17 protein-coding genes are annotated in these 20,335 nt (G+C 61.0%); 3 read left to right on the forward strand and 14 right to left on the reverse strand.

Features of this window, described 5'->3' with window-relative positions; all coding sequences use genetic code 11:
* Positions 1-109: 109 nt before the first annotated feature.
* From mtnN to rpsO, 14 genes are all read right to left on the reverse strand, one after another.
* Positions 110-844 carry a 5'-methylthioadenosine/S-adenosylhomocysteine nucleosidase gene (mtnN, locus tag JF70_RS06800; RefSeq protein ID WP_045935744.1) on the reverse strand — a complete coding sequence of 245 codons (735 nt, stop codon included), beginning with the start codon at positions 842-844 and terminating at the stop codon, positions 110-112.
* Between the two features lie 65 nt (positions 845-909).
* Positions 910-2,130, reverse strand: coding sequence for a 3-deoxy-7-phosphoheptulonate synthase (locus JF70_RS06805; protein ID WP_082069445.1), 1,221 nt, complete (start codon positions 2,128-2,130; stop codon positions 910-912).
* Positions 2,127-3,248, reverse strand: coding sequence for a 3-deoxy-7-phosphoheptulonate synthase (locus tag JF70_RS06810; RefSeq protein WP_420804946.1), 1,122 nt, complete (start codon positions 3,246-3,248; stop codon positions 2,127-2,129). Before JF70_RS06810 ends, JF70_RS06805 begins: the two co-directional genes overlap by 4 nt.
* Positions 3,249-3,419: 171 nt before the next feature.
* Positions 3,420-4,784, reverse strand: a complete 1,365-nt coding sequence (locus JF70_RS06815) for a C1 family peptidase (protein WP_045935747.1) — start codon at positions 4,782-4,784, stop codon at positions 3,420-3,422.
* A 112-nt stretch (positions 4,785-4,896) separates the two neighbouring features.
* On the reverse strand, positions 4,897-5,913 hold the full coding sequence (locus JF70_RS06820; RefSeq protein WP_082069446.1) for a CPBP family intramembrane glutamic endopeptidase: 1,017 nt from the start codon (positions 5,911-5,913) through the stop codon (positions 4,897-4,899).
* A gap of 205 nt (positions 5,914-6,118) precedes the next feature.
* Positions 6,119-7,864 (reverse strand): cell division protein, encoded by a 1,746-nt coding sequence (locus tag JF70_RS06825; protein ID WP_045935749.1) that lies wholly within the window; start codon positions 7,862-7,864, stop codon positions 6,119-6,121.
* Between the two features lie 144 nt (positions 7,865-8,008).
* Complete coding sequence (locus JF70_RS06830; RefSeq protein ID WP_045935750.1) at positions 8,009-8,728, reverse strand: pyroglutamyl-peptidase I; 720 nt, start codon at positions 8,726-8,728, stop codon at positions 8,009-8,011.
* A 22-nt stretch (positions 8,729-8,750) separates the two neighbouring features.
* Positions 8,751-9,542 carry an IspD/TarI family cytidylyltransferase gene (locus JF70_RS06835; RefSeq protein WP_045935751.1) on the reverse strand — a complete coding sequence of 264 codons (792 nt, stop codon included), beginning with the start codon at positions 9,540-9,542 and terminating at the stop codon, positions 8,751-8,753.
* Between the two features lie 119 nt (positions 9,543-9,661).
* Positions 9,662-10,642 (reverse strand): purine nucleoside phosphorylase YfiH/LACC1 family protein, encoded by a 981-nt coding sequence (locus JF70_RS06840; protein WP_156149632.1) that lies wholly within the window; start codon positions 10,640-10,642, stop codon positions 9,662-9,664.
* Positions 10,639-11,520, reverse strand: coding sequence for an aldo/keto reductase (locus JF70_RS06845; RefSeq protein ID WP_045935752.1), 882 nt, complete (start codon positions 11,518-11,520; stop codon positions 10,639-10,641). The genes JF70_RS06840 and JF70_RS06845 overlap by 4 nt, the downstream gene beginning before the upstream one ends.
* A 78-nt stretch (positions 11,521-11,598) precedes the next feature.
* Positions 11,599-13,866: a DUF2207 domain-containing protein gene (locus tag JF70_RS06850; protein WP_045935753.1), complete on the reverse strand. Its 2,268-nt coding sequence runs from the start codon at positions 13,864-13,866 to the stop codon at positions 11,599-11,601.
* On the reverse strand, positions 13,863-14,447 hold the full coding sequence (locus JF70_RS06855) for a LemA family protein (protein ID WP_045935754.1): 585 nt from the start codon (positions 14,445-14,447) through the stop codon (positions 13,863-13,865). Before JF70_RS06855 ends, JF70_RS06850 begins: the two co-directional genes overlap by 4 nt.
* Positions 14,448-14,556: 109 nt before the next feature.
* Positions 14,557-17,337, reverse strand: a complete 2,781-nt coding sequence (locus JF70_RS06860; protein WP_045935755.1) for a polyribonucleotide nucleotidyltransferase — start codon at positions 17,335-17,337, stop codon at positions 14,557-14,559.
* 249 nt (positions 17,338-17,586) lie between these two features.
* On the reverse strand, positions 17,587-17,856 hold the full coding sequence (gene rpsO, locus JF70_RS06865; RefSeq protein WP_024626835.1) for a 30S ribosomal protein S15: 270 nt from the start codon (positions 17,854-17,856) through the stop codon (positions 17,587-17,589).
* Positions 17,857-18,180: 324 nt separating this feature from the next.
* Between rpsO and JF70_RS06870 the strand changes: the two genes are divergently transcribed.
* The 3 genes from JF70_RS06870 (at position 18,181) to JF70_RS06880 (ending at position 20,186) form a co-directional block, all read left to right on the forward strand.
* Positions 18,181-18,510 carry a DUF4176 domain-containing protein gene (locus tag JF70_RS06870; RefSeq protein WP_045935756.1) on the forward strand — a complete coding sequence of 110 codons (330 nt, stop codon included), beginning with the start codon at positions 18,181-18,183 and terminating at the stop codon, positions 18,508-18,510.
* A gap of 52 nt (positions 18,511-18,562) precedes the next feature.
* Positions 18,563-18,862, forward strand: a complete 300-nt coding sequence (locus JF70_RS06875; RefSeq protein WP_045935757.1) for a hypothetical protein — start codon at positions 18,563-18,565, stop codon at positions 18,860-18,862.
* Between the two features lie 61 nt (positions 18,863-18,923).
* Positions 18,924-20,186 (forward strand): hypothetical protein, encoded by a 1,263-nt coding sequence (locus JF70_RS06880; RefSeq protein ID WP_045935758.1) that lies wholly within the window; start codon positions 18,924-18,926, stop codon positions 20,184-20,186.
* Positions 20,187-20,335 lie beyond the last annotated feature (149 nt).

Genomic DNA, 20,335 nt, shown 5'->3' on the forward strand with positions numbered 1-20,335 from the left:
ATTGATGAATAACCAGCCAATGAATGCGCAAGCAAAGTCCGTCAACCCACAGCCAACAGCCTCCAACAGGCAAAAGCCCCTCAAACAGGGAATCCCTGTTGGTCGGCAATTAAAGTTCGCGCACGATGCCCAGCACCAGCCTGGCGGCCGTGTCGGCATATTCGGAGATGTCGAACTCGCGAAAAACCTCATAGTCGGTATCGGCGTTGTCACTGAGAGCACGGATGACCAGAGCCGGGACCTTGTTGCGGGCCGCCACATGGCAGACGGCCGCCCCCTCCATCTCGACCGCATCAGCCCCTGTCTGCTCCTTGACCTGGGCGATCTTCTCCGGGCTGTCCACAAAGTAGTTGCCTGTGGCAATGGTGCCGACGATGTGCTTGATTCCCATAGTATCCAGAGTCCGGCTTGCCAGATCCAGCAGGTGGGGGTCCGAGTGGAACTCCTCGGTTCCTGGGGCTGACTGGGCCACCAACCGCATGTCCGTGTCCAGATAGCGCAGGGTGCCTCCAAGAACCACGTCGTTGATGTGCAGCTCCTTGTTCAGGTTGCCTGCAATGCCGGAGAAGATGACGGCCCTGGGATGGAAGGCATCAATCAGATACTGTGTGGTGGCGGCGATGTTGACGGTGCCCATGCCGCCCACGGTGGCAGCCAATCGAACCGGGCCCTGCGACCCATCAAGGGTGCCGCATATGACTTTCAACCCGGCATCGCTGGCGTGCGGATCCTGATCCGCCTGCTTCAGGCCTTGGCCAATCAGGGCCACCTCCTCGTCCATGGCTCCTATGACGGCAACCGGCCGTCGATCTTCGCCCTCCAGGGAACCGTCTGTTTCACTCATGCCTGACTCCTTATCCATAATTTCACCCGCGAATGCGGCCCGACCAGCCTACTGCAGGCCGTAGGTCAACGAGCCGTGCTGCGACGACGGTCCACTGCCTGTGCCAGCTCCTCCAGCAGATCCTGGGTATCGGGCCAGGAGATGCAGCGGTCGGTGATCGAACACCCGTAGACCAGCTGGTCCAGCGGGGCCGGCTTCTGATTGCCGCCACGTATGAAACTCTCCATCATCAGCCCGGTAAAGCCCTCCTCGCCGTCGCCTATCCGCTGGGCCAACTCATGGACTACCTGGATCTGGCGCCGCTCGTCCTTGCCGGAATTGCCGTGGGAGGCATCGATGAGCAGTCCGTGGGCAGCCGCGCTGTCCTTGGGCATGCGCTGGCGAAGCACGGCGAGCGCCGCCCGCACCGAGTCCTGATCGTAGTTGGGACCGGACTTGGAGCCGCGAAGAACCAGATGGCAGTCGGGGTTGCCCATGGTCGCTACGGCTGCGGCCTGACCCTCGTGGTCTATTCCAAAGAAGGTGTGGCGCTGAGAGGCCGCATAGCAGGAGTCAATGGCCACATCCACGCTGCCGTCCGTAGCGTTCTTGAAGCCAATGGGCATGGACATGCCGCTGGCCAGCTGCCGATGGACCTGGCTCTCCGTGTTCCGAGCACCGATGGCCCCCCAGCTGACCGCATCAGAAATGTACTGGGGCGATGTGGGCTCAAGGAATTCCGTGGCCGCCGGAAGCCCGGTGTCCAGCACACCCAGCAGGATGCGCCGTGCCAGGACCAGGCCCTTCTGAATGTTGTGGCTGCCATCCAGGTCGGGGTCGTTGATCAGACCCTTCCAGCCGACCGTGGTCCGGGGCTTCTCGAAGTAGACCCGCATGACGATCAGCAGCCGATCCTTCAACCGCTCATTGACGGCCGACAGACGACGGGCATAGTCCAACGCGGCATCGGGATCGTGGATGGAGCAGGGGCCCACAATGACCAGCAACCGGTCGTCCCGCCCATGCAGACAGTCCACAATCTCCTGCCGGGAGCGGATGACCAGGTCCTTGGCCGGTCCATCCAAGGGGTATCGGGTCAGCATCTGCGCGGGCGAAGGCAGGCGGTCAAGCTCAAAGACCCGCCTGTTGACGATCCGGCCTATGCCTACCTCGTCCTCCCACCTGGGCACGTTCCCGGTCTGCAAGGGGTTGACGCCGGCCGCCAGCGCCTTGTGCACCAGTTCAACCTCGTAGGCCTTGCTGGGTCGGGGCAGAGGCTCCTGAGGCTCATCCTTCATCCCACTCATGCCTTCTTCCTTTCCCGACGGGCTTGCACGGCATCGGCCAGGATCTGCAGCAGTTCCTCGGTCCTATCCCAGGCAATGCAGGCATCGGTGACGGACCGGCCGAAGACCAGCTGATCCAGTGGAGCCGGTTTCTGGTGACCGCCCTCAAGAAAACTCTCCATCATGATGCCCGACAGACCCTGCTCGCCCTTGGCGAGACGGTCTGCCAGCTCCTCGACCACCTGGGCCTCACGTACTGGGTCCTTTCCGCAGTTACCGTGGGCTGCATCCACAATCAGACCCCGGCAGGCACCAGGACCCAGCGGCGCCTGATGCATGACCTCCAGGGCGGACCTGACGGATTCCGCATCGTAATTGGGGCCATGGCTGGAACCGCGCAGAATAATGTGGCAGTCGGGGTTGCCCCTGGTCTCGGCGGCGATGACATGGCCGTCCAGGTTGATGGACAGGAAGTGATGCTCGGATGCCGCAGCCAGACAGGAATCGACCGCAGCCTCTACACTGCCCTCGGTCGAGTTCTTGAAGCCCATGGGCATGGACATGCCGCTGGCCAGCTCCCTGTGGACCTGACTCTCCGTGTTCCGAGCGCCGATGGCCCCCCAGCTGACCGCGTCGGAAAGATACTGTGGGGTGATGGGATCCAGCCATTCCGTGGCTGCCGGAATCCCCTGGCCCAGGACCTGCCAGAGCACCTGACGTGCCAGGCGAATCCCCTTGCGAATGTTGAATGTTCCATCCAAATCGGGGTCGTTGATCAGCCCCTTCCAGCCGACTGTGGTCCGGGGCTTCTCGAAGTAGACCCGCATGACGATCAGCAGCCGATCCTTCAACCGCTGATTGACGGCCGACAGACGACGGGCGTACTCCAGAGCAGCCTCCGGGTCGTGGATGGAGCAAGGGCCGGTGATGACCAGCAACCGGTCGTCCCGTCCATGCAGAACATCGCGAATGGCCTGGCGGGAGTCCCGGACCAGCTCCATACGCTTCGAATCCAGGGGCCGCGAGCGCAGAAAGACCCTGGGTGCCGGGATGGGATCCAGCTGACGGATGTTGACATCCACTGTTTCGGGAAAGACGGCCGTATCGGCAAAATACTGCCGCTCCTCTTCCGGGATGATATCCGGTTCCTTGACGAATGCCACGGTCGCTCTCCTCTCTGTCGCGCTACGACGATCATGCCCGAATTTCTTATGACCGCCCACATCCGGGTCAATGTGGACGGTCCGTTCCCGCGACCCTTATAGGCCACGGGAGCGAACAGTTAGATAGGTAAGCTTAGATAGGTAAGCTCAGGCCAAGGCACCCATGGGGTCCCAGGCGGGCAGCATGATGGCCTCCTGGTCGAAGGCCTGGCGATACTCCTCGGACAGCATGGACTTGGGCACGGCCACCTCGTAGACATACTGGCTGAACCAGTCGTCGCTCATGGTGAAGTAGCCCTTGTTGGCGATGTCCCCGCCCCAGGAGTTCTCCACCCGCCAGCGGTTGGTGGTCCGGCCGTCATCGGCCACATCCACGCCCACGAATGCCATGGCGTGGTTCTGGGCCGAATCGCCGAAGCGCACCCGCTGCTCCTTGTCCATGTCGAAGTCCACACCGTAGACCCGGCCGTACTCGAACAGGTCGGTGGCCCACTGACCGGCCTTGCGGTCCATCATGGGGTGGCAGTCGGCACCGAACCAGACCGGCAGACCCTGCTCACTCATCAGACGACGGGCACAGTCCTTCATGACCTCCACAGGGACGTTCAGGTACTCGGTGGGATCGCCGCCGGCCACGTTGCCCAGATGCTCAATGCCGATCTTGCGGCCCTTGGGGTGCTCGGGGCGCGGATCGTCGACCAGGCAGACATAGTCCTCAAGCCCGGCATTCACATAGCGCTTCCAGAACTCCTGCGGGGTGATCCGCCCATCCCGGTGGAAGACGCCGTCCTTGTCGGTCCACTCCCAGTCGAAGCTTGTGGGAGGAGTGCCCAGATGAATGGTCAGGATACGGTGACCGGCCTCCAGGGTCCGGTCGATGATCTCGTCGATGCCGTCCGGATTGGCCACCATGTGAGCCGTGGCCTGATGGAGCAGGCGACGCAGCTGATCGTTCATCTGGCTGGTGTTCTGGGAGGAAGCGGTCTCGGGATAGTACTGCTTGGGCACTGCGCCGTACTTCTTATAGATGTTCATGGCCATGATCCACTGGCCGCCATCGCCCATGACATCGCCCATCAGGAAGCGCATGAGCTGGGAGTCGACGGGCTCGCCGGCACGCACCAGAGCCGCCACGTCGCGCAGGAAGTAGTTGACGCGCTCAAGCTTGTCGTAGTACATGGCGTAGTTCTGGGACAGCTCGAAATCGCCCATCGGGTTGGCGGTGCTTTCGCCGTCAATGTTCAGAGCCTTGCGGGCCACGAATCGGGCTACATTCAGCGAGCTGAAGAGCCAGCAACGGCCGGAGTGCGCCTGCGAGGTGACCGTGCCATTGTCGATGCTGACCGAAAATCGGTGCTGGAGCAGGCGGGAGCGATTATAGTTGTGGGCCACTTCGTCAATGCCTACCTGAGTGACGGCGTTCATGGCGACGTGGTTGGCCTCGCGCTCGTCGAAGGCGGTGCGCAGGCCCTCCAAACGGGTCTGATCCAGTGGTGTCAGTGCTGATGTCATACGGTCTGTCCTTGTTTCCTTTCATGCGGATGTATCTGCATCCCTGCATCCAGCATAGCGGGAATCAGTCACCGAGGGTTCGCCTGGAGGAGGATGTGGACAACTGTATCTATCAAGCCAGGGAGAAGCGCTGGGCTGCATTGACCACTGCCAGGACCACCAGGACGGCCAACCCAAGAGAGATCCAACCCTTATAGGTTCCGTGGCGTGAGCGGTTGGCACGCAGGTAGTCTGCCAGCTGTCCCCGAATCAGCCAGAGGACGACCAGTACCCCAACCAGGCCCAGAATGGTCATTCCTTGGTTGATCATCGTGCCGGTGCGGGCCGGCACCGTCTGGGTCAGCCACATCATGGCGTCAGCCAGGACCAGATTGTTGAAAATATGCAGCGCCATGGACCAGATGATCGAGTATTCCATGGCGATGAAACCCAGGACCAGACCCAGCAGGAAGGTGAACAGGCTCTGGGTGATGTCTCCGTGCAGGCAGGCGAAGATAAGGGAGGAGGTGACGATGGCGAAGGTCCGACCGTAGGGTCTGAGCCTGCCCATGACCACGCCGCGCAGCAGGAACTCCTCGACGACGGGGACCAGGATGGCCGTGTCCAGGGGCGACAGGAACCCATGCTGGCCCGCCGCGATCTGGGAAGTTGTTGAATGGTAGACCAGCCCAAGGGCCTGGGACCCCTGGTTGACCACCCAGGTGAATCCCGTCTCGATGCTGCTGGCCAGCATGATCAGCAAGATGGCCCCGATCAGCACGGCCGGGCCGGGATTGGTCTGAGCCTTGTACCGTACAGGGTTGGATCCGCGGCCGAGCAGGTCCTGGCCACGGGTGCCGAAGAGGAAGACCAGCATGACCAGATCGCCCAGCAGATCGGCCATCCCTGGCTGACGGGCAATGCCCAGGGCTGCGGCCACCGAGGGCAGATTCAGAACTCCCGCAATCAGGTTGGCCACCACAAGATACACCAGGGCATAGAGGGATTGCAGATCCACCCCACGACGAACCTGGGCGCTCCATGAGCGTGCGGGTCCTGGAGATGCGCCCGATCCTCCCCGTCTGCCCGCATCCGCCTCGATCGAACCTGTGGCGGACGAATCTGATGATGAGTGATTTGGCTGCTGCATGATGCTCTCCCAACCCTGTGACCCTTGGTCTGCACCTCTACACCATCGACTCTAGGCCAGAGCAAGGGTCGGAATCGAGATTGACGCCCACGCCGGTTCGGCATGCGGTCAGGCAACTTCCAGGCAAGATAGAGGCCGGGTCGCAGATCATGCCTGCAATCCGGCCCTGATGAATTATCGACGTCCCTTGACCGACGTCCCTTGATCAGTCTCGGTCGGTCGGGGCCACGTCATCCTTGATGGGCGGAATGACTGTAGTCTCCTGGTCAGTGACCGCCTTCTGCGGCTGTCCATCCCTGGCCTGGACCGGCGCATCATCGGCCTGGCCGGATGCATCGGGCAGGACGCTCGGAGCCGGGGAGGGCAGAACCTGAGTGGGCATATTGGCCGAGGACCGGACAGTCACGGCCGCGCTGGCCTTATCTTCGGGATTGCCGACGGAATCAGTTGCCGCGTCATCAGCTGCCAGGTCACCGGCCGGTTGGCCCGCTGCGACAGAATCGTCCGATGTCTGAGTAGCTTCTTCTTGAGGGACGGCCAGGGGCTGGGCGCCTCCCTTATCCTCCACTTCAGTCTTCGAGGATGTCACCGAAACCGGTGAAGAGGGGGTCGGCAGGGGGTCCGCGGCAGGCACAGCGTTGACCACGGGTACGCAGGGAGCCTGGCCATCGTCCTGGTCATTGACCACAGCCTCATCGTGGAAGCCGTCGAAGTTGCCGAAGGACTTGGAGAAGATGTTCCGCAGTTCGTCGACCCGGGAAGTGATGGTGGCTTCCCGGTGCTGCAGCTTGGTGATGTGGTCCTTGAGCCCGTCCAGCTCAGCCTGTGCGGCCTTGCGATGGGCTTCGACCTCGTCCTGTGCGCGCTGCTTGGCCTCCTCCAGCAGCTGGCTGGCCTTGCGTTCGGACTCCTCGCGCTTGAAGGAGGCGAACGAATCGGCATCCTTGCGGGTGGCCTTGGCCTGTTCAATCAGCTCCTGGGACTCCTTCTCGGTCTTGACCCGCCGTTCCTCAAGGCTCTTGAGCAGCTCGCCCACCTTCTTGGTGGCATCCTCCTGCTGGGCGGCGATGTCGGAGCGGACCTGCTCGGCCTCGGCGTTCACCTTGGCCATGGTCTCGGCGCTGGTGACCTTGGACTCGTCCACGATCTGCTGGGCCTCGGACTTGGCCTTGTCGGTGATCTCCGAGGCCTGCCTGCGGGCATCATTCAGGCTCTTGGAGACCTGCTCGCGCACGTCGGCCAGCTTCTTGTTGGCCTCGGCCAGGGCCTTCTGAATCTGATCGTTGGCATCCTTCTTGAGCTTGGCGATCTCCTCGTCGCTCTTGCGCCGCTTGTCGGCGATCTCCTTGGCGGCCTTGGCCTTCTGCTCGGACAGCTCCTTGTCCTGGGTGGCCTTGCTGGTGGCCAGTCGTTTCTCATGCTCCTCGCGGGAGTTCTGCAGCTCCAGATCCAGGGCCTGACGGCGTTCCGCCACGACCTTGTCTGCTGCGGACTTGCTCTGCTCGCTCTGCTGCTTGGCGGTGGTGGTGACGGTCCTGGCTTCGTCGTTGGCTGCCTCGACGATGGACTTGGCCTTGGCGTTGGCCTCGTCCACGATGTGCTTGGCTTCAAGCTGGGCCTCGTTGACCAGGGTCGTCGCCTTCTCCTGGGCGGAGGTCTTGGTGGACGCCGCATCCTGCTTGGCGCGGTTGAGCAGCTCGGTGCTGGTCTGCTCGGCCGAAGCCAACAGCTGCTGGGCATTGGCTCCAAGGGAGGCGAAGGAGTTGCGCGGCTGTTCGACCTTGCGTGACTTGGCCTCCTGGAGCTCAGCCTCCAGCTTCAGAATGCGATCATCATCAGCCTTGATCTGCTGACGCAACCGGGCCAGATTGCTCCGCGAGGCCGCCAGGGTCTGGTCGACCCGCTCCTTGTCATAGCCTCGCAGGACAACGGGAAACTGATCTTCGGCCATGGAAACACTCCTCTTCGCCACCAGGACATGCCGGCCCGCGACAAGGTTGTCTTCGGTCCGGTGGATTTACCTCGACTCTACCCCATGGCAGGCAAAAATTCGCCGTCTGACCTGCCGCCGACACATTGGCCTTACATACCGGTCTCAGGCAATAAGAATAGGGCTGGAGGAGGGCCTGCGGTAGTAGCGAATGGTCTCATTGACCACCTCGCGCACAGCCTGTATCTGCTGATCCAGGGGCAGGCCGCACTCCTGACCGCCGCTTTCGTTGACCAGGGGAAGGCTGACGAACCCGGCCAGGACATCCTTGTGTCCCGCCGCCCATGCCAGCAGGTTGTAGAAGAGCGCGTTGCAGACATAGGTGCCCGCGTCCGAGCTCAGCGTGGCGGGAATGCCACAGGTACCGAAGTCATGCAGGATGGCCCTCAAGGGCAGACGGGTCCAGTAGGCGGCCGGACCCCGGGGGTCGATGGGCTGGCGGCTGTTCTCGCGGGCAGTATCCTGAGGCTCCTGCTCCCCTAAGTTCTCACGGTCGTCAGCGTCGTCCTCCTTGAGGTTGACGGCACAACGCTCCATGGCGATGCCGCGAGCCCGACGCTTGAGACCTGTGGCGATGATGATATCGGGGTGCACCCGCTCTATGGCCTCATGCAGTATGGGCCAGGCCTTGGCGAAGCTGACAGGCATGGTGACGGAGGAAATAGCCAGGTCCACGCCCTCCAAAGGGTCCTCCTCGGTGGGGCCGACAGGGCGCATGCCCTCCATGCCATGCTCGGCCAGAGCCTGTGAGACTTCATAGGAGGGGTTGACGTCAACACCCTGGTAATGGTCGTATCCGGCTACGATGACCTTGATCTGCTCCATGTGCCCCATGGTACACAGGGCTTCACCCGGCCAAGGAGCGCGCTATCCATTCAGCCATGGGCATGTCCGAGGGCAGGGTGATCTTCATGTTGGTCACACTGCCGGCCACGATGGCCACCGGCTCCTCGGGCAGGCGATCCACCACAACCCGGGTGTCATCGGTGGGATGGAAGTCGGGGTCCGCGGCGGCCAGGTCGTAGGCCTTGCGGAGGGTGCTGAAACGGAAGGCCTGTGGGGTCTGAGCCCTGAACATGTTGTCGCGGTCGGGCACCTGGCGCACCACCTTGCGTTCGCCCAGGTCGCCGGCCATCAGCATGGTGTCGGTCGAGGCCACGGCCACGGTTGCGGCGTTGAAGGTATCCAATGCATCGATGCAGCCATTGATGGACTCCTGGCTGACGAAGGGACGTACTGCGTCGTGGATGAGCAGCTTGGCATCCTGGGGGATCTCCGCATCAGCCAGGGTCTGCAGGGCCGCCTCGGTGCTGTCCATGCGCTCGACACCGCCCTGGATGACCGTGCGGACCTTGTCGTAGGTGTCATCTGCCACAATGGCCTCGACGGCCTCCCGCACCCGATCGTTGACCACGACCAGGATGTCGGTGACTCGGGCATTGGACTGGAAGGCGTCGATTGACCAGGTGATGATGGGTTTGCCACCCACCTGCACCAGCTGCTTGGGGTTGCTCTCGTCGAATCGAACGCCCAGCCCGGCCGCCAGAATCACCGCCACAACCGGCTGAATCTGCTCCTCCGACTCTGCGTTACCCTGACTGACCTCGGACGGGGCTGCCGATGCTCTGCTCTCACTCATAGACTCAACGGTACCCATACGAAAACACAGATAGGTGCAGACCCGGCGCTATCTGCACCGAACATCTGCACCCGAGGCCTGCTCCTGCTGCCAGGGGCAGGATCAATCAGCACACAACGTCAGTCATCGGCCAGAATGAGGGCCAGCATGCGACCCTCCCCCGTCTTGCTGGCCAGCGAGGCCCGGCGGTGGGAGTACCAAAGCGGATTCTCCAGCGTACACAGTGGTCGCCGCAACTCCTCGAGACGCTTCGACAGGGAGGGACCCTCGCTATCCTGGCTGCACAGCTCTTCCAGGTCCGGGTCCTGACGCAGGTAGCTGGTGGCGGCACCGACCCTGGGGGCGGAGTCCACAATGTGGGTCACTCCTGCCGCCTTCAGTTCCATTATGGCTGCAGCGGCTATGTCGATGGCGATTCCGCCGAACCGGCACGGTCCGGATGCGCCGGGGAAACGCTTCTCGAAGTCATGGGCCAGATCAGAACCCACCTGATAGCAATCTGCACAGATCCGGGGTCCCAGGGTTGCCACGATCCTGGACGGGTCAGCACCCCTGTCAGTCATGGCCTTGACTGTGGCCGGAATGACTCCGGCCACCAGACCACGACGGCCGCAGTGGGCCACCCCCATCACGCCGGTCCGGGGGTCGGCCAGAAGCACAGGAAGGCAGTCGGCGGCGAAGATGCCCAGGGCCAGGTCACGCCGGGTGGTCACCTGAGCATCGGCCTCGCAGCGTCCCTGGGGCTGACCCTGGTCGGCATCCCAGACCCGGGCTGAGTGAACCTGGTCCACCAGAACTATGGGACGGTCCAGCTGGCGGCCCAAGGCCTGACGGTTGGCAGCCACCGCCTGCGGGTCGTCACCCCCTTTGCCACCTAGATTCAGCTGGGCATAATCGCCTGAGGAGACCCCGCCCAACCTGGTGGTGTAGACCACCTTGATCCCTGGCGCCAGGGCTATGGGAATGGTGACTGGGATGGGCCGACCCTGTTCGTCCAACGTCGACAGTGGGCTGCTGTCCAGCAGGGTTCGTTCCCGATCCCAGGCTTCGCCCTGAAGGCTCTGGGCGTCCTGCTCGCTTGGTTGGGGCTTGCGACTCATGCAGTCGCCGCCCGGTTCAGACGCTCCATCTCCTCCTCGCTCAGCTCCATATCGGCCGCCTGCAGGGAGTCCAGAATGGTGGCCGCCCTGTGAGCCCCGGGGACCACAAAGACGTTGCTGTTCTGGGACAGCTCCCAGGCCAGGACCACACGCTGGTAGGAGACGCCGCGCTCCTGGGCCACCTGGCGGAAAGGGTCATAACGGGTTTCGTCTTTGGGCGCTCGGAAACCTCCCAGGGGGCTCCAGCAGACGAAGGCCAGACCCAGCCCGGCCGCATGGTCCAACTCCTGGCGGGAGCTGGTGAAGGTGGGCGAGAACTGGTTCTGCACGGCTACGAGGTCGTCGCCCAGAACCTGGCGAGCCAGGTCCATCCGCTCGATGTCTACGTTGGAGACGCCCAGGGTCCGGGCCACGCCCTGCTTGGCCAGTTCAGCCATGGCCTCCAGCGACTCCTGGTAGGGCACCTGCGGGTCAGGACGGTGCATATAGAGCAAGTCAATGGTGTCCACGCCCAGGGCCTGAGCGGACTCCTTGGCGTGCCGGATCAGGCTTTCCGGTCGACCGTCCACAGCCCAGGTTGGCCGACCATCGGTGAAGTTGCGGTAGTGTCCAACCTTGGTGGCCACCAGCACATCCTGACGGGGTCCCTTCCAGGAGTCCAAAGCCTGGCGAACCAGTCGTTCATTGGTCTGCTCAGGACCACCTGACTCGTAGTAGGACCAGGCGGTATCCAGATGTCGGCAACCGGCATCCAAAGCCTGATGGATGACGTCGATGGCCGTTCCCTGGTCCGGCTTGCCCTCAATGGACAATCCCATGCAACCCAGTCCGACCGCTGTCGTAGTAAAGGGCCCCAAAGCCCGCATCGACGATGTCATACATGTACTCCCGTCTTGTAGATTGATGCCAGCTTCAATGCCGCCGGCTTCCTATCGAGCTTAGCTTGTGGCCCAGTATCAACGACCGCCGAAGGAACCACCACCGGAGCCGCCACCGGAGCCGCCGAAGGAACCACCACCGGAGCCAAACCCACCAATACCACTGCCGGAACTGTTGCCGCTGGCCTGGCCGATCAGGCCGCCGATCTGGTCGAGTCCCTGGGTCAACTGAGTACCCAGATCAACCACCCCGCCTTGGCCAAGCATTGAATTTGCAGCCAATGTTTCAGGGCCACTCACGGAGGAAGCCACCGGAACATTCTGGCTGTAAGGCAGGAAGGTACAGTAGAGCAGGCTCCCGCGCGCATTGTCATTCAGCCAGTCGGAGTCGGTCAGTTCAGGGCTGGCCTGTGCCAGCTGAGCGACAACCCGGTCACTTATACCGAAGGCCGCAGCGTAAACCAGGTAGCGGTCCCAGAGCACCAAATCCTCCACGCCCCGGTGGCTAAAATCGCTGAAGTCCAGCAGATAGCGCCGAAGCCCTGACACCTGACCAGCCATGAGCTGTCCATTCCTGCTGAGCACTTGCGAACTACCATAACGAATGGAGAATGCTGCAACAGCCACCAGAAGCACGGCCAATGGCGCACGTACCAGCACGGTGCCCGGCAGGAATCCAGCCAGCAGGATGAAAGCGGCCAAGAGCACGGCCAGGAAGGGCAAGACCTCTATACCATGACGATAGGCACGCAGGTCAGCATTGTTGGTCTCATACTTGACGGCCTTGTCGAAAGCCTCCAGATAGACCTTGCCATGATTAGCTTCGGTGCTGGAGAAGAGAGCAATCATCTCGTACAGGTCGAAACGTTCATCCTTGGAGCCCATCAGAGCGGAAGCACCTTCCAGCATGGTCAGGCAGGCTTCCTCGCTTAAGGACAGGGCCAGGGAGGCTCGATCCTGACTGCAGACCGGATTAATGACCACCTCCATGGACTGCCGTTTGCCTTTGTGGAGCAGCGAGCGCATCACCTTAGTCAGGGAACCTCCGCCGGAATTCGCCCGGTCCTCATACTTGACCGGAATCAGAGCGATGGCCCGCTTGGAGGCCAAGGAGAGAATTGTTGCTGACAATTGCCTGCCAATAGGGGATTCTCGGCTCAGCATCAGATCGTTGATAACAGCGGCCACGGCCGGTGACAGATCAGGAGGCTGACGGTAGTAGATAATATCGCCTCGGTACTGGGAGTCTCCATAGGTGCGGAAGGTCTGCCAGAGCATGACCGCAATCAGCGCGATAGCAGCCAAGAGTGCCAAGATGCCCGTCAAGAGTCCAATCCGCGCCCGTCTGGTCTGCTCGGTATGCCAGCGCTCATACTGCTGGCGCTCTTGCTGGACGATACGGTCACGGGCCGGCTGAGAGTCGGTCCTGACCACCGAAGAAGTCCTCCCCGCATCGAAGAGCACCACCAAATCCAGATGCTGACCAGGCTCGATGTGATCTGCGGAGAATTGGATACGGCTATCATCGCCCACCTGGTAGGAGCCTCTGCCAGCGAAGTGCAGCCAGGCCTTGGCATCCTTGTCCTTCTCTGTTCCTATCTGCTTGGGAAGCTTGACGTCGGCGCTCATATGCTCAATGGGAATCTGGTTGGTGTCGCCCACGGGCTCCCATTGGAATTCGGCCACATCGGGATGGGCAGTGGTGACCCCGTGGAAGGTCATGTCGATGCGGAAGCGCCGTCCTGAATCCTTGGCAGTCTGTGGAATGTTCCAGCCCAACTCCACCTGGCACTGGTTTCCTTGATTGCCACAGGCGGAACCCTGACCCGTATCGCCCGGATTGTAGGATTCCAGCCCCGAATCCGAGACCGTGCCCATATACCAGGTGCCAGCCATGGTCTTGTCCCAGTCGGGAACTTGATCGAGGTTATCAGGATCCTTCGGTGGGTCGGCCTGCCTATATGTGGAGCCATTAGTCAGGTCAGTCACGCTTATGTCGCTTATACCGGTCAGTCGATCAGGCTTGATCTGATAGCGCTGGTAGAGCTCCCGCCAAGGACGTTCGTCGCCGTTGTCATCCTCTCGGGAATTCATGGTGACGGTCAGGTTCTGACTGATATGCAAATCGCCATTATCAAGGACCTGGACATCGTAATCGACTGAATCATATACCAGGTCGGGCCGATTCCTATTGAAGACCAGCAGGGCAGCAACCAAGCACGTCACCAAGCCTGCCACCAGAGCCAGGACCAGAGCTCGGAAGAAACGGGAGGTGCTCCAGGAGGGATGACCCGAGGAGGGGTGTTTCGAGCCCGTCTTCCCGGAGGAGGCCGCTGGGGCGTTCACTGTCCGAAGTCCACAACGGGCGCCTGGCGGCTACCCTCGTCAGCCTGGAAATACTGGGCCTGACGGAAGTGGAAAAGGGATGCGATGATGTTGGAGGGGACTGTCTCGATGCGGGTGTTGAACTTCTGGACCACGTCATTGTAGAACTGCCTGGCGTAGGCGATCTTGTCCTCCAGGTCCTTGAGCTGACGCTGCAGATCCAGGAAGTTCTGGTTGGCCTTGAGCTCAGGGTAGGCCTCCGCCCGGGCCATCAGGGTGACCAGGGATTGACCCAGCCGCTGCTCGGCATCGGCACGGGCCTGCATCCGGTCCCCGCCAGCCGCCTGGGCCTGGGCCACATCGGCGCGGGCTTTGGTCACCTCCTCCAGGACGGTGGACTCGTGTGAGGCGTAGCCCTTGACCGTCTGGACCAGGTTGGGCACCAGGTCGGCACGCTGCTTGAGCTGGACGTCGATCTGGGCCCAGCCATTGGCCACGCGGTTGCGCAGATTGACCAAGCCGTTGTAAGCCCCGATGCCCCAGATGACCAGCAGCACGACCAGCAGGACAATGACGATAAGCACAATCAGTGATACGGACATGTTCCCAATTCTCTCACGGAAGGGTCTGCATACAAAACAGGACCCCGCCCATTGGAACGGGGTCCTGTCGGAAAATACCGAATCAATCAACATCCGGCATCAGTGGGAATCAGTCCTCACTGTCGAAGGGATCGAAGTCCCTGCGCACGCGGCGACGGGGGCGTTCGGAGCGCTCCTCCCGGTCGGCCCGGTACTCGTCATAGTGCTCGTCGGCGGCATAGCGCGGGTTCTCCCTGCGACCACGGTAACCGCCACGTCCAGAAGAGCGACGCTCATGATGACCGCCACGATCACTGCGGTCATCACGCTCGGCACGGCTGCTACGGCCACGACGCTCGCCACGACCACGGCCGCCACGATCCTCGTCATCGTCGCGGGAGACCCGACGCCGATCACGACGGGAGCCACGGTCCTCGTCCTCGAACCAGTCACCGCCATCCTCAAAGTCGCGGTCGCGGCTCTGGCGACGGTGCCGGGGACGGTCCTCCTGGTCCTCGTCGTCGTAGTAGCGGTCATCACGATCGGAACGGGAGCGACGCGGGGCCTCATACCGATCCTCGCGTTCGGAGGAACGGCTGCGGCGATCGCGACGATCACGGTCACCACGACCGCTGCGCTCACGACGATCACCGCCACGGTCCCGACGGTCACCACGGCCTCCGCGATCGCGACCTCCTGCGGACTCTTGGTCCTCGAAGCCGGGGATGGCCAGGGAGATCTTGCCTCGGTCGTCCACACCCTGGACGATGACCTCGACGGTGTCGCCCTCCTTGAGGACGTCCTCCACGGAGTCGATGCGCTCGCCGTTGGCCAGGTTGCGGATCTGCGAGATGTGCAGAAGTCCGTCGGTGCCGGGGGTCAGGTTGACGAAGGCGCCGAAGCTGGTGATCTTGACCACCTTGCCATTGAAGGTCTCCCCCGCCTCTGGCACGTGCGGGTTGGCGATCTGGTCGATGACCTCCTTGGCCTTGGCCGCAGCCTCGCCGCCCTCGGAGGCGATGTAGACCGTGCCGTCGTCCTCAATGGAGACATCGGCGCCGGTGTCCTCCTGGATCTGGTTGATCATCTTGCCCTTGGGGCCGATGACCTCGCCGATCTTGTCGACAGGGACCTTGGTGGTGATGATGCGCGGCGCATAGGGGCTCATCTCGGCAGGTCCGTCGATGCACTCGTTGATAACGTCCAGGATGGTGGCCCGGGCTTCCTTGGCCTGCTGCAGGGCGGCGGCCAGGATGTCGGCGGGAATGCCGTCAAGCTTGGTGTCCAGCTGCAGGGAGGTGATGAACTCGGAGGTGCCGGCCACCTTGAAGTCCATGTCGCCGAAGGCATCCTCGGCGCCCAGAATGTCGGTCAGGGTCTTGTAGGTGGGCCGACCGTCGACCTCGCCTGTGACCAGACCCATGGCAATGCCCGCCACAGGTGCCTTCAGGGGCACGCCGGCAGCAAGCAGGGACAGGGTGGAGGCACAGACGGAGCCCATGGAGGTGGACCCGTTGGAACCGATGGCCTCGGAGACCTGACGGATGGCGTAGGGGAACTCCTCACGGCTGGGCAGAACCGGGATCAGAGCACGCTCGGCCAGGTTGCCATGGCCCACCTCGCGGCGCTTGGGCGAACCCACGCGGCCGGTCTCGCCGGTCGAATAGGGCGGCATCTCGTAGTTGTGCATGTAACGCTTGGTGGTGGGGCCGGACAGGGCGTCGATGGTCTGCTCCATCTTCAGCATGTTCAGGGTGGTGACACCCAGCACCTGGGTCTCGCCGCGCTGGAAGAGGGCGGAGCCGTGCACGCGGGGCACCACGTCCACCTCGGCGGACAGGGTGCGGATGTCGCGCAGGCCACGGCCGTCGATGCGGTAGTCCTGGGTCAGGATGCGGCGACGGACAATCTGGCGCTGGAGCTCCTTGAAGGCGTTGCCCAGTTCCTTGTCCTTCTCGGCCTCGTCCATGTCGGTGAACTCGTCAGCCAGAGCCTCGCGGACCTTCTCCTTGATCTCGTGGATGCGCTCCTGGCGGGGCAGCTTCTCCGCGATGGACAGGGCCTGGTCCAGGTCGGCATGAGCCACCTGGTCGATGCGCGCGTAGAGCTCGTCGGTGTACTCGGGGAAGAGCTGGAAGTCCTTGGTGGGCTTGGCGGCCTTGGCCTTGAGCTCGCTCTGGGCCTCGCACAGAACCTTGATGAAGGGCTTGGCGGCCTCAAGACCCTGGGCGACCACCTCTTCGTCGGGCTTGATCTGGCCCTCGTCATAAATAAGGCTCCAGGCGTTCTTGCCGGCGCCTGCCTCGATCATGGCGATGGCGACGTCACCGCCCTCGACCACACGACCGGCCACGACCAGCTCGAAGACGGCACGCTCGCGCTCGCTCCAACGGGGGAAGGCCACCCACTGGCCATCGATCAGGGCCAGGCGCAGACCCGAGACCGGGCCCTCGAAGGGCAGACCGGAGATCAGGGTGGAGGCGGAGGCCGCGTTCAGGGCCAGCACGTCGTAGGCATCCTCAGGATTGACAGCCAGGATGGTCTCCACAACCTGGACCTCGTTGCGCAGGGTGTGCGGGAAGAGGGGACGCAGGGGACGGTCAATCAGCCGGCAGGCCAGGATGGCTTCGTTGGAGGGCCGACCCTCGCGGCGGAAGAAGGAGCCGGGGATCTTGCCCGCGGCGTACATCTTCTCTTCCACATCGACGGTCAGCGGGAAGAAGTCGTAGTTCTCCTTGGGGCTGGATCCAGCGGTGGTGGTGGACAGCACCATGGAATCGTCATCAAGATAGGCGGCTACTGCCCCATCCGCCTGCTGGGCGAGACGACCCGTCTCGAAGCGCACCGTGCGCTTGCCATATGATCCGTTATCGATCGTGGCTTCTACAGCCGTGATTTCGGGACCCTCCATAGGGTTCCTCCTTTGTTTACTGCTTGTTTACTACCTGATGTCAGGATGCTCGGCATCAACTTACTGCCGGATATCCTTCTACTTCGGTCTGGTCCTGCCGAACCCCATGTCCGGCTATCTTCATGCCTTGCGGACCAGCCTTGCTTTTCAGTCCGGCACCATCTTCTACAATCCCGTCCCGGGATCGACAGTGCCTGGTTCAGTCATGCAAAAGCGCCCGAGCGCTAGGCCCGGGCGAAAGCATGCATATCAGTGGCGCAGTCCAAGACGCTCCACCAGGGAACGGTAGCGGTTGATATCCACCTTCTTGAGGTAATCCAGCAACCGGCGACGATGGCCGACCATGAGCAGCAGGCCACGACGCGAATGGTGGTCGTGCTGGTGCTGCTTGAGGTGCTCGGTCAGGTCGGAGATGCGCTTGCTCAGCAGAGCCACCTGGACCTCGGGGGAACCGGTGTCGCCCTCGTGGGTCGCGTATTCCTTGACGATTGCCTGCTTCTGCTCACTCGTAAGAGCCACGGCTCCTCCTCTTGCATTCTTCCGTTACGCGGTGCACCAGCCCTATGCTGAAGCGCTCTCGATCCGCGGGCGAAACACGCCAAAAGTCAATTATACACATTTTGCGGACCAAATGAACAATGACGGAATCAACAAAATGAAGGAGAGCACGGCGAAAATTGGATTAGCGCCAATGAGGAATCAGCCATCTCACTCCGATGTGCGAAAATGTCGCACTATGTTGCACGAACCGACTGTGATTTACCGTGTAGTACCATTGTAGGTTGTTAGAGAAGTTGAAGGAATGCAACTTCATTCATCCATCAAAGAAAAGAGGGGCACCTAATGAAACGATCCGAGCAGAACTCCATCAAAACAGAAGACACCATTCTTCCTTTGGGATCCGTGGTGAAAACCGGAAGAGACCCGGGTACCCTGCTGGTTATCATCGCCCGCGCACCGTTGACAGTCATGAATGGAACAACAGGTTACTTTGACTATGGTGCCGTACAATTCCCGTATGGCATGACCGATCCGGCCAAGACCATTTTCTTCAACCGTCCAGACGTCACGGAAATAGTGTTCATGGGATATATCAACGCCGAGGAACAATCCTATGAACGAACATTTGATGAAGTCACCAAATCAACCGACTACCCCCATCTTCATCTCTGAGTCAGTTACCGGCCACATAGGACAAACTCGATAAAAGGAACAGGAGAAGACCATGGTGGACTTTTCCGTGGATTACGGCCAGCTTGGCGACATGAGCAGAACCTTGAACCAGGCCGACGAAAACTGGGAGTCCGAAGTACACAAGATTGACGTCGATAGCGCTCAGGGTGAAAACGGATTAGGGGACGACTCAGTAGCCGACAGCACGAATCGGGTCAATGACAACCTAAAACAGCGTTTGTTGAACCTTCAGCAATCTGTTCACGTTCTTAATCAGTTCATTAAGTCGGTAACCATGCAGACAAGCAATGTCGATGACAAGCTGAGCATCGCAATCAAAAAACGCAAATAAAAAAATCACAACTTTTAGTATTTGCATCGACGGGGATGACACTATTTAAGGATACGACATCATGAGCGCTTCAGATTTGGATTGGTCGGCTCTTGGCCTATCAAAGAACCCTGTACCAGGAGGGAAGAACACAATTGACAGACTGGCCTCACAGTTTGCCGAGAACGGTGACCGTTGCAAGGAAGTGAGTCACTCCATTACCAGCGCTTGCGGAAAGGCACCTGATTTCAAAGGCGATTCAGCGAAACAGCTCCAGCAGTCTCTTTCTCAGGTGGCACAGTTTGCCGGACGCCTTTCGGATGTCTGCGCGGACATCGATCAAGCATTAAGAAGCTGGGGGTCTGCAGTTGACGCGAGCCAAGATACCGCATACGAAGATTGCCGAAAGGCAATGAACCTTCGCGACTCAATCGCGCAGAATCAGAAGAAACTCGACCAAGCGAAACAGACGTTGCAAACAAACAGCGACAACCTGAAAAGGGTCAGGCAAACCAACGGGGATAGCATGTCGCGGGAGACCAATCGTCTGCTTGATGTCATTGATGCGACAAACGAGAGCATAACTCAATACCAAGGGCTCGTTGCTGACGACAAGGCCGAAATCAAGCGGTTGAAGGGTGAAGTCAGCTGGGTTAGGGAACAATATAAGGACGCTGCCAAGACAACCAAAAACGACCTTGATGGATGCATTGATGAAGCAACCGCCAAGGCTATGCAACTCAATACATTGAACCACTCTTTCACAGTCGGCGATTTTCTTTCTGGCGGTTTTGAATCATTGAGCGGCATCGCTGAACTCATGAAAGCCGATCCTGCCCTTATTGAGGGGTTGAAGACAGCAGGCCTCATTGGGGATGAGTTGGCGGGCGACTGGCTGGGACCGATAGTTGGCGGGCTTATTGAGGGGGGAAACCTGGTTGCACCGGCAACCAAAACCACGGGGAGTTTAGTTCAAGCTGCCGGCAAGGCTGCCGGCACGGCTACAAAAGTTGGTGCCTTCGGCTCCATAGTCGGCGGCATTGCTGATTCCGTAGGCACATACTATGCACGCAAGGAAGCCTACGGAGAACAGGCAGCTACCCAAGATGCTGTAGCTCATGGCCTGATCACTGCCTCTGGTGGTTTTGCAGGTGCTGCAGCAGGAGCCGCCGCTGGAGCAATTGTAGGCTCAATCGCCCCTGGACTAGGTACGATTGTGGGAGCTGGAATTGGTTTAGTCGTAGGATATCTCGGTGCAGCAGCCGGCAACGCTGTTTACGACGATTCCGTCAATCGCGGGAACGGAGATGACCTGCGGGGCCACATTAAGGACAATCTATGGTAGCTTTCCTGCTGTCTCCTGCATTGCCATGTGCGCGGCTCGGACTGAAACCAGGAATGATATTAGGGGGTGCATACCGATGCTGTACCTATTGATGGATGTCCTATTAGGCGCTCCGGTGTTGCTGGTCTGGTTGCTTGCGGTGGTGTCGT

The sequence above is a fragment of the Bifidobacterium mellis genome (genome assembly GCF_000967265.1).
In the GTDB taxonomy this organism is placed as follows: Bacteria; Actinomycetota; Actinomycetes; order Actinomycetales; family Bifidobacteriaceae; genus Bombiscardovia; species Bombiscardovia mellis.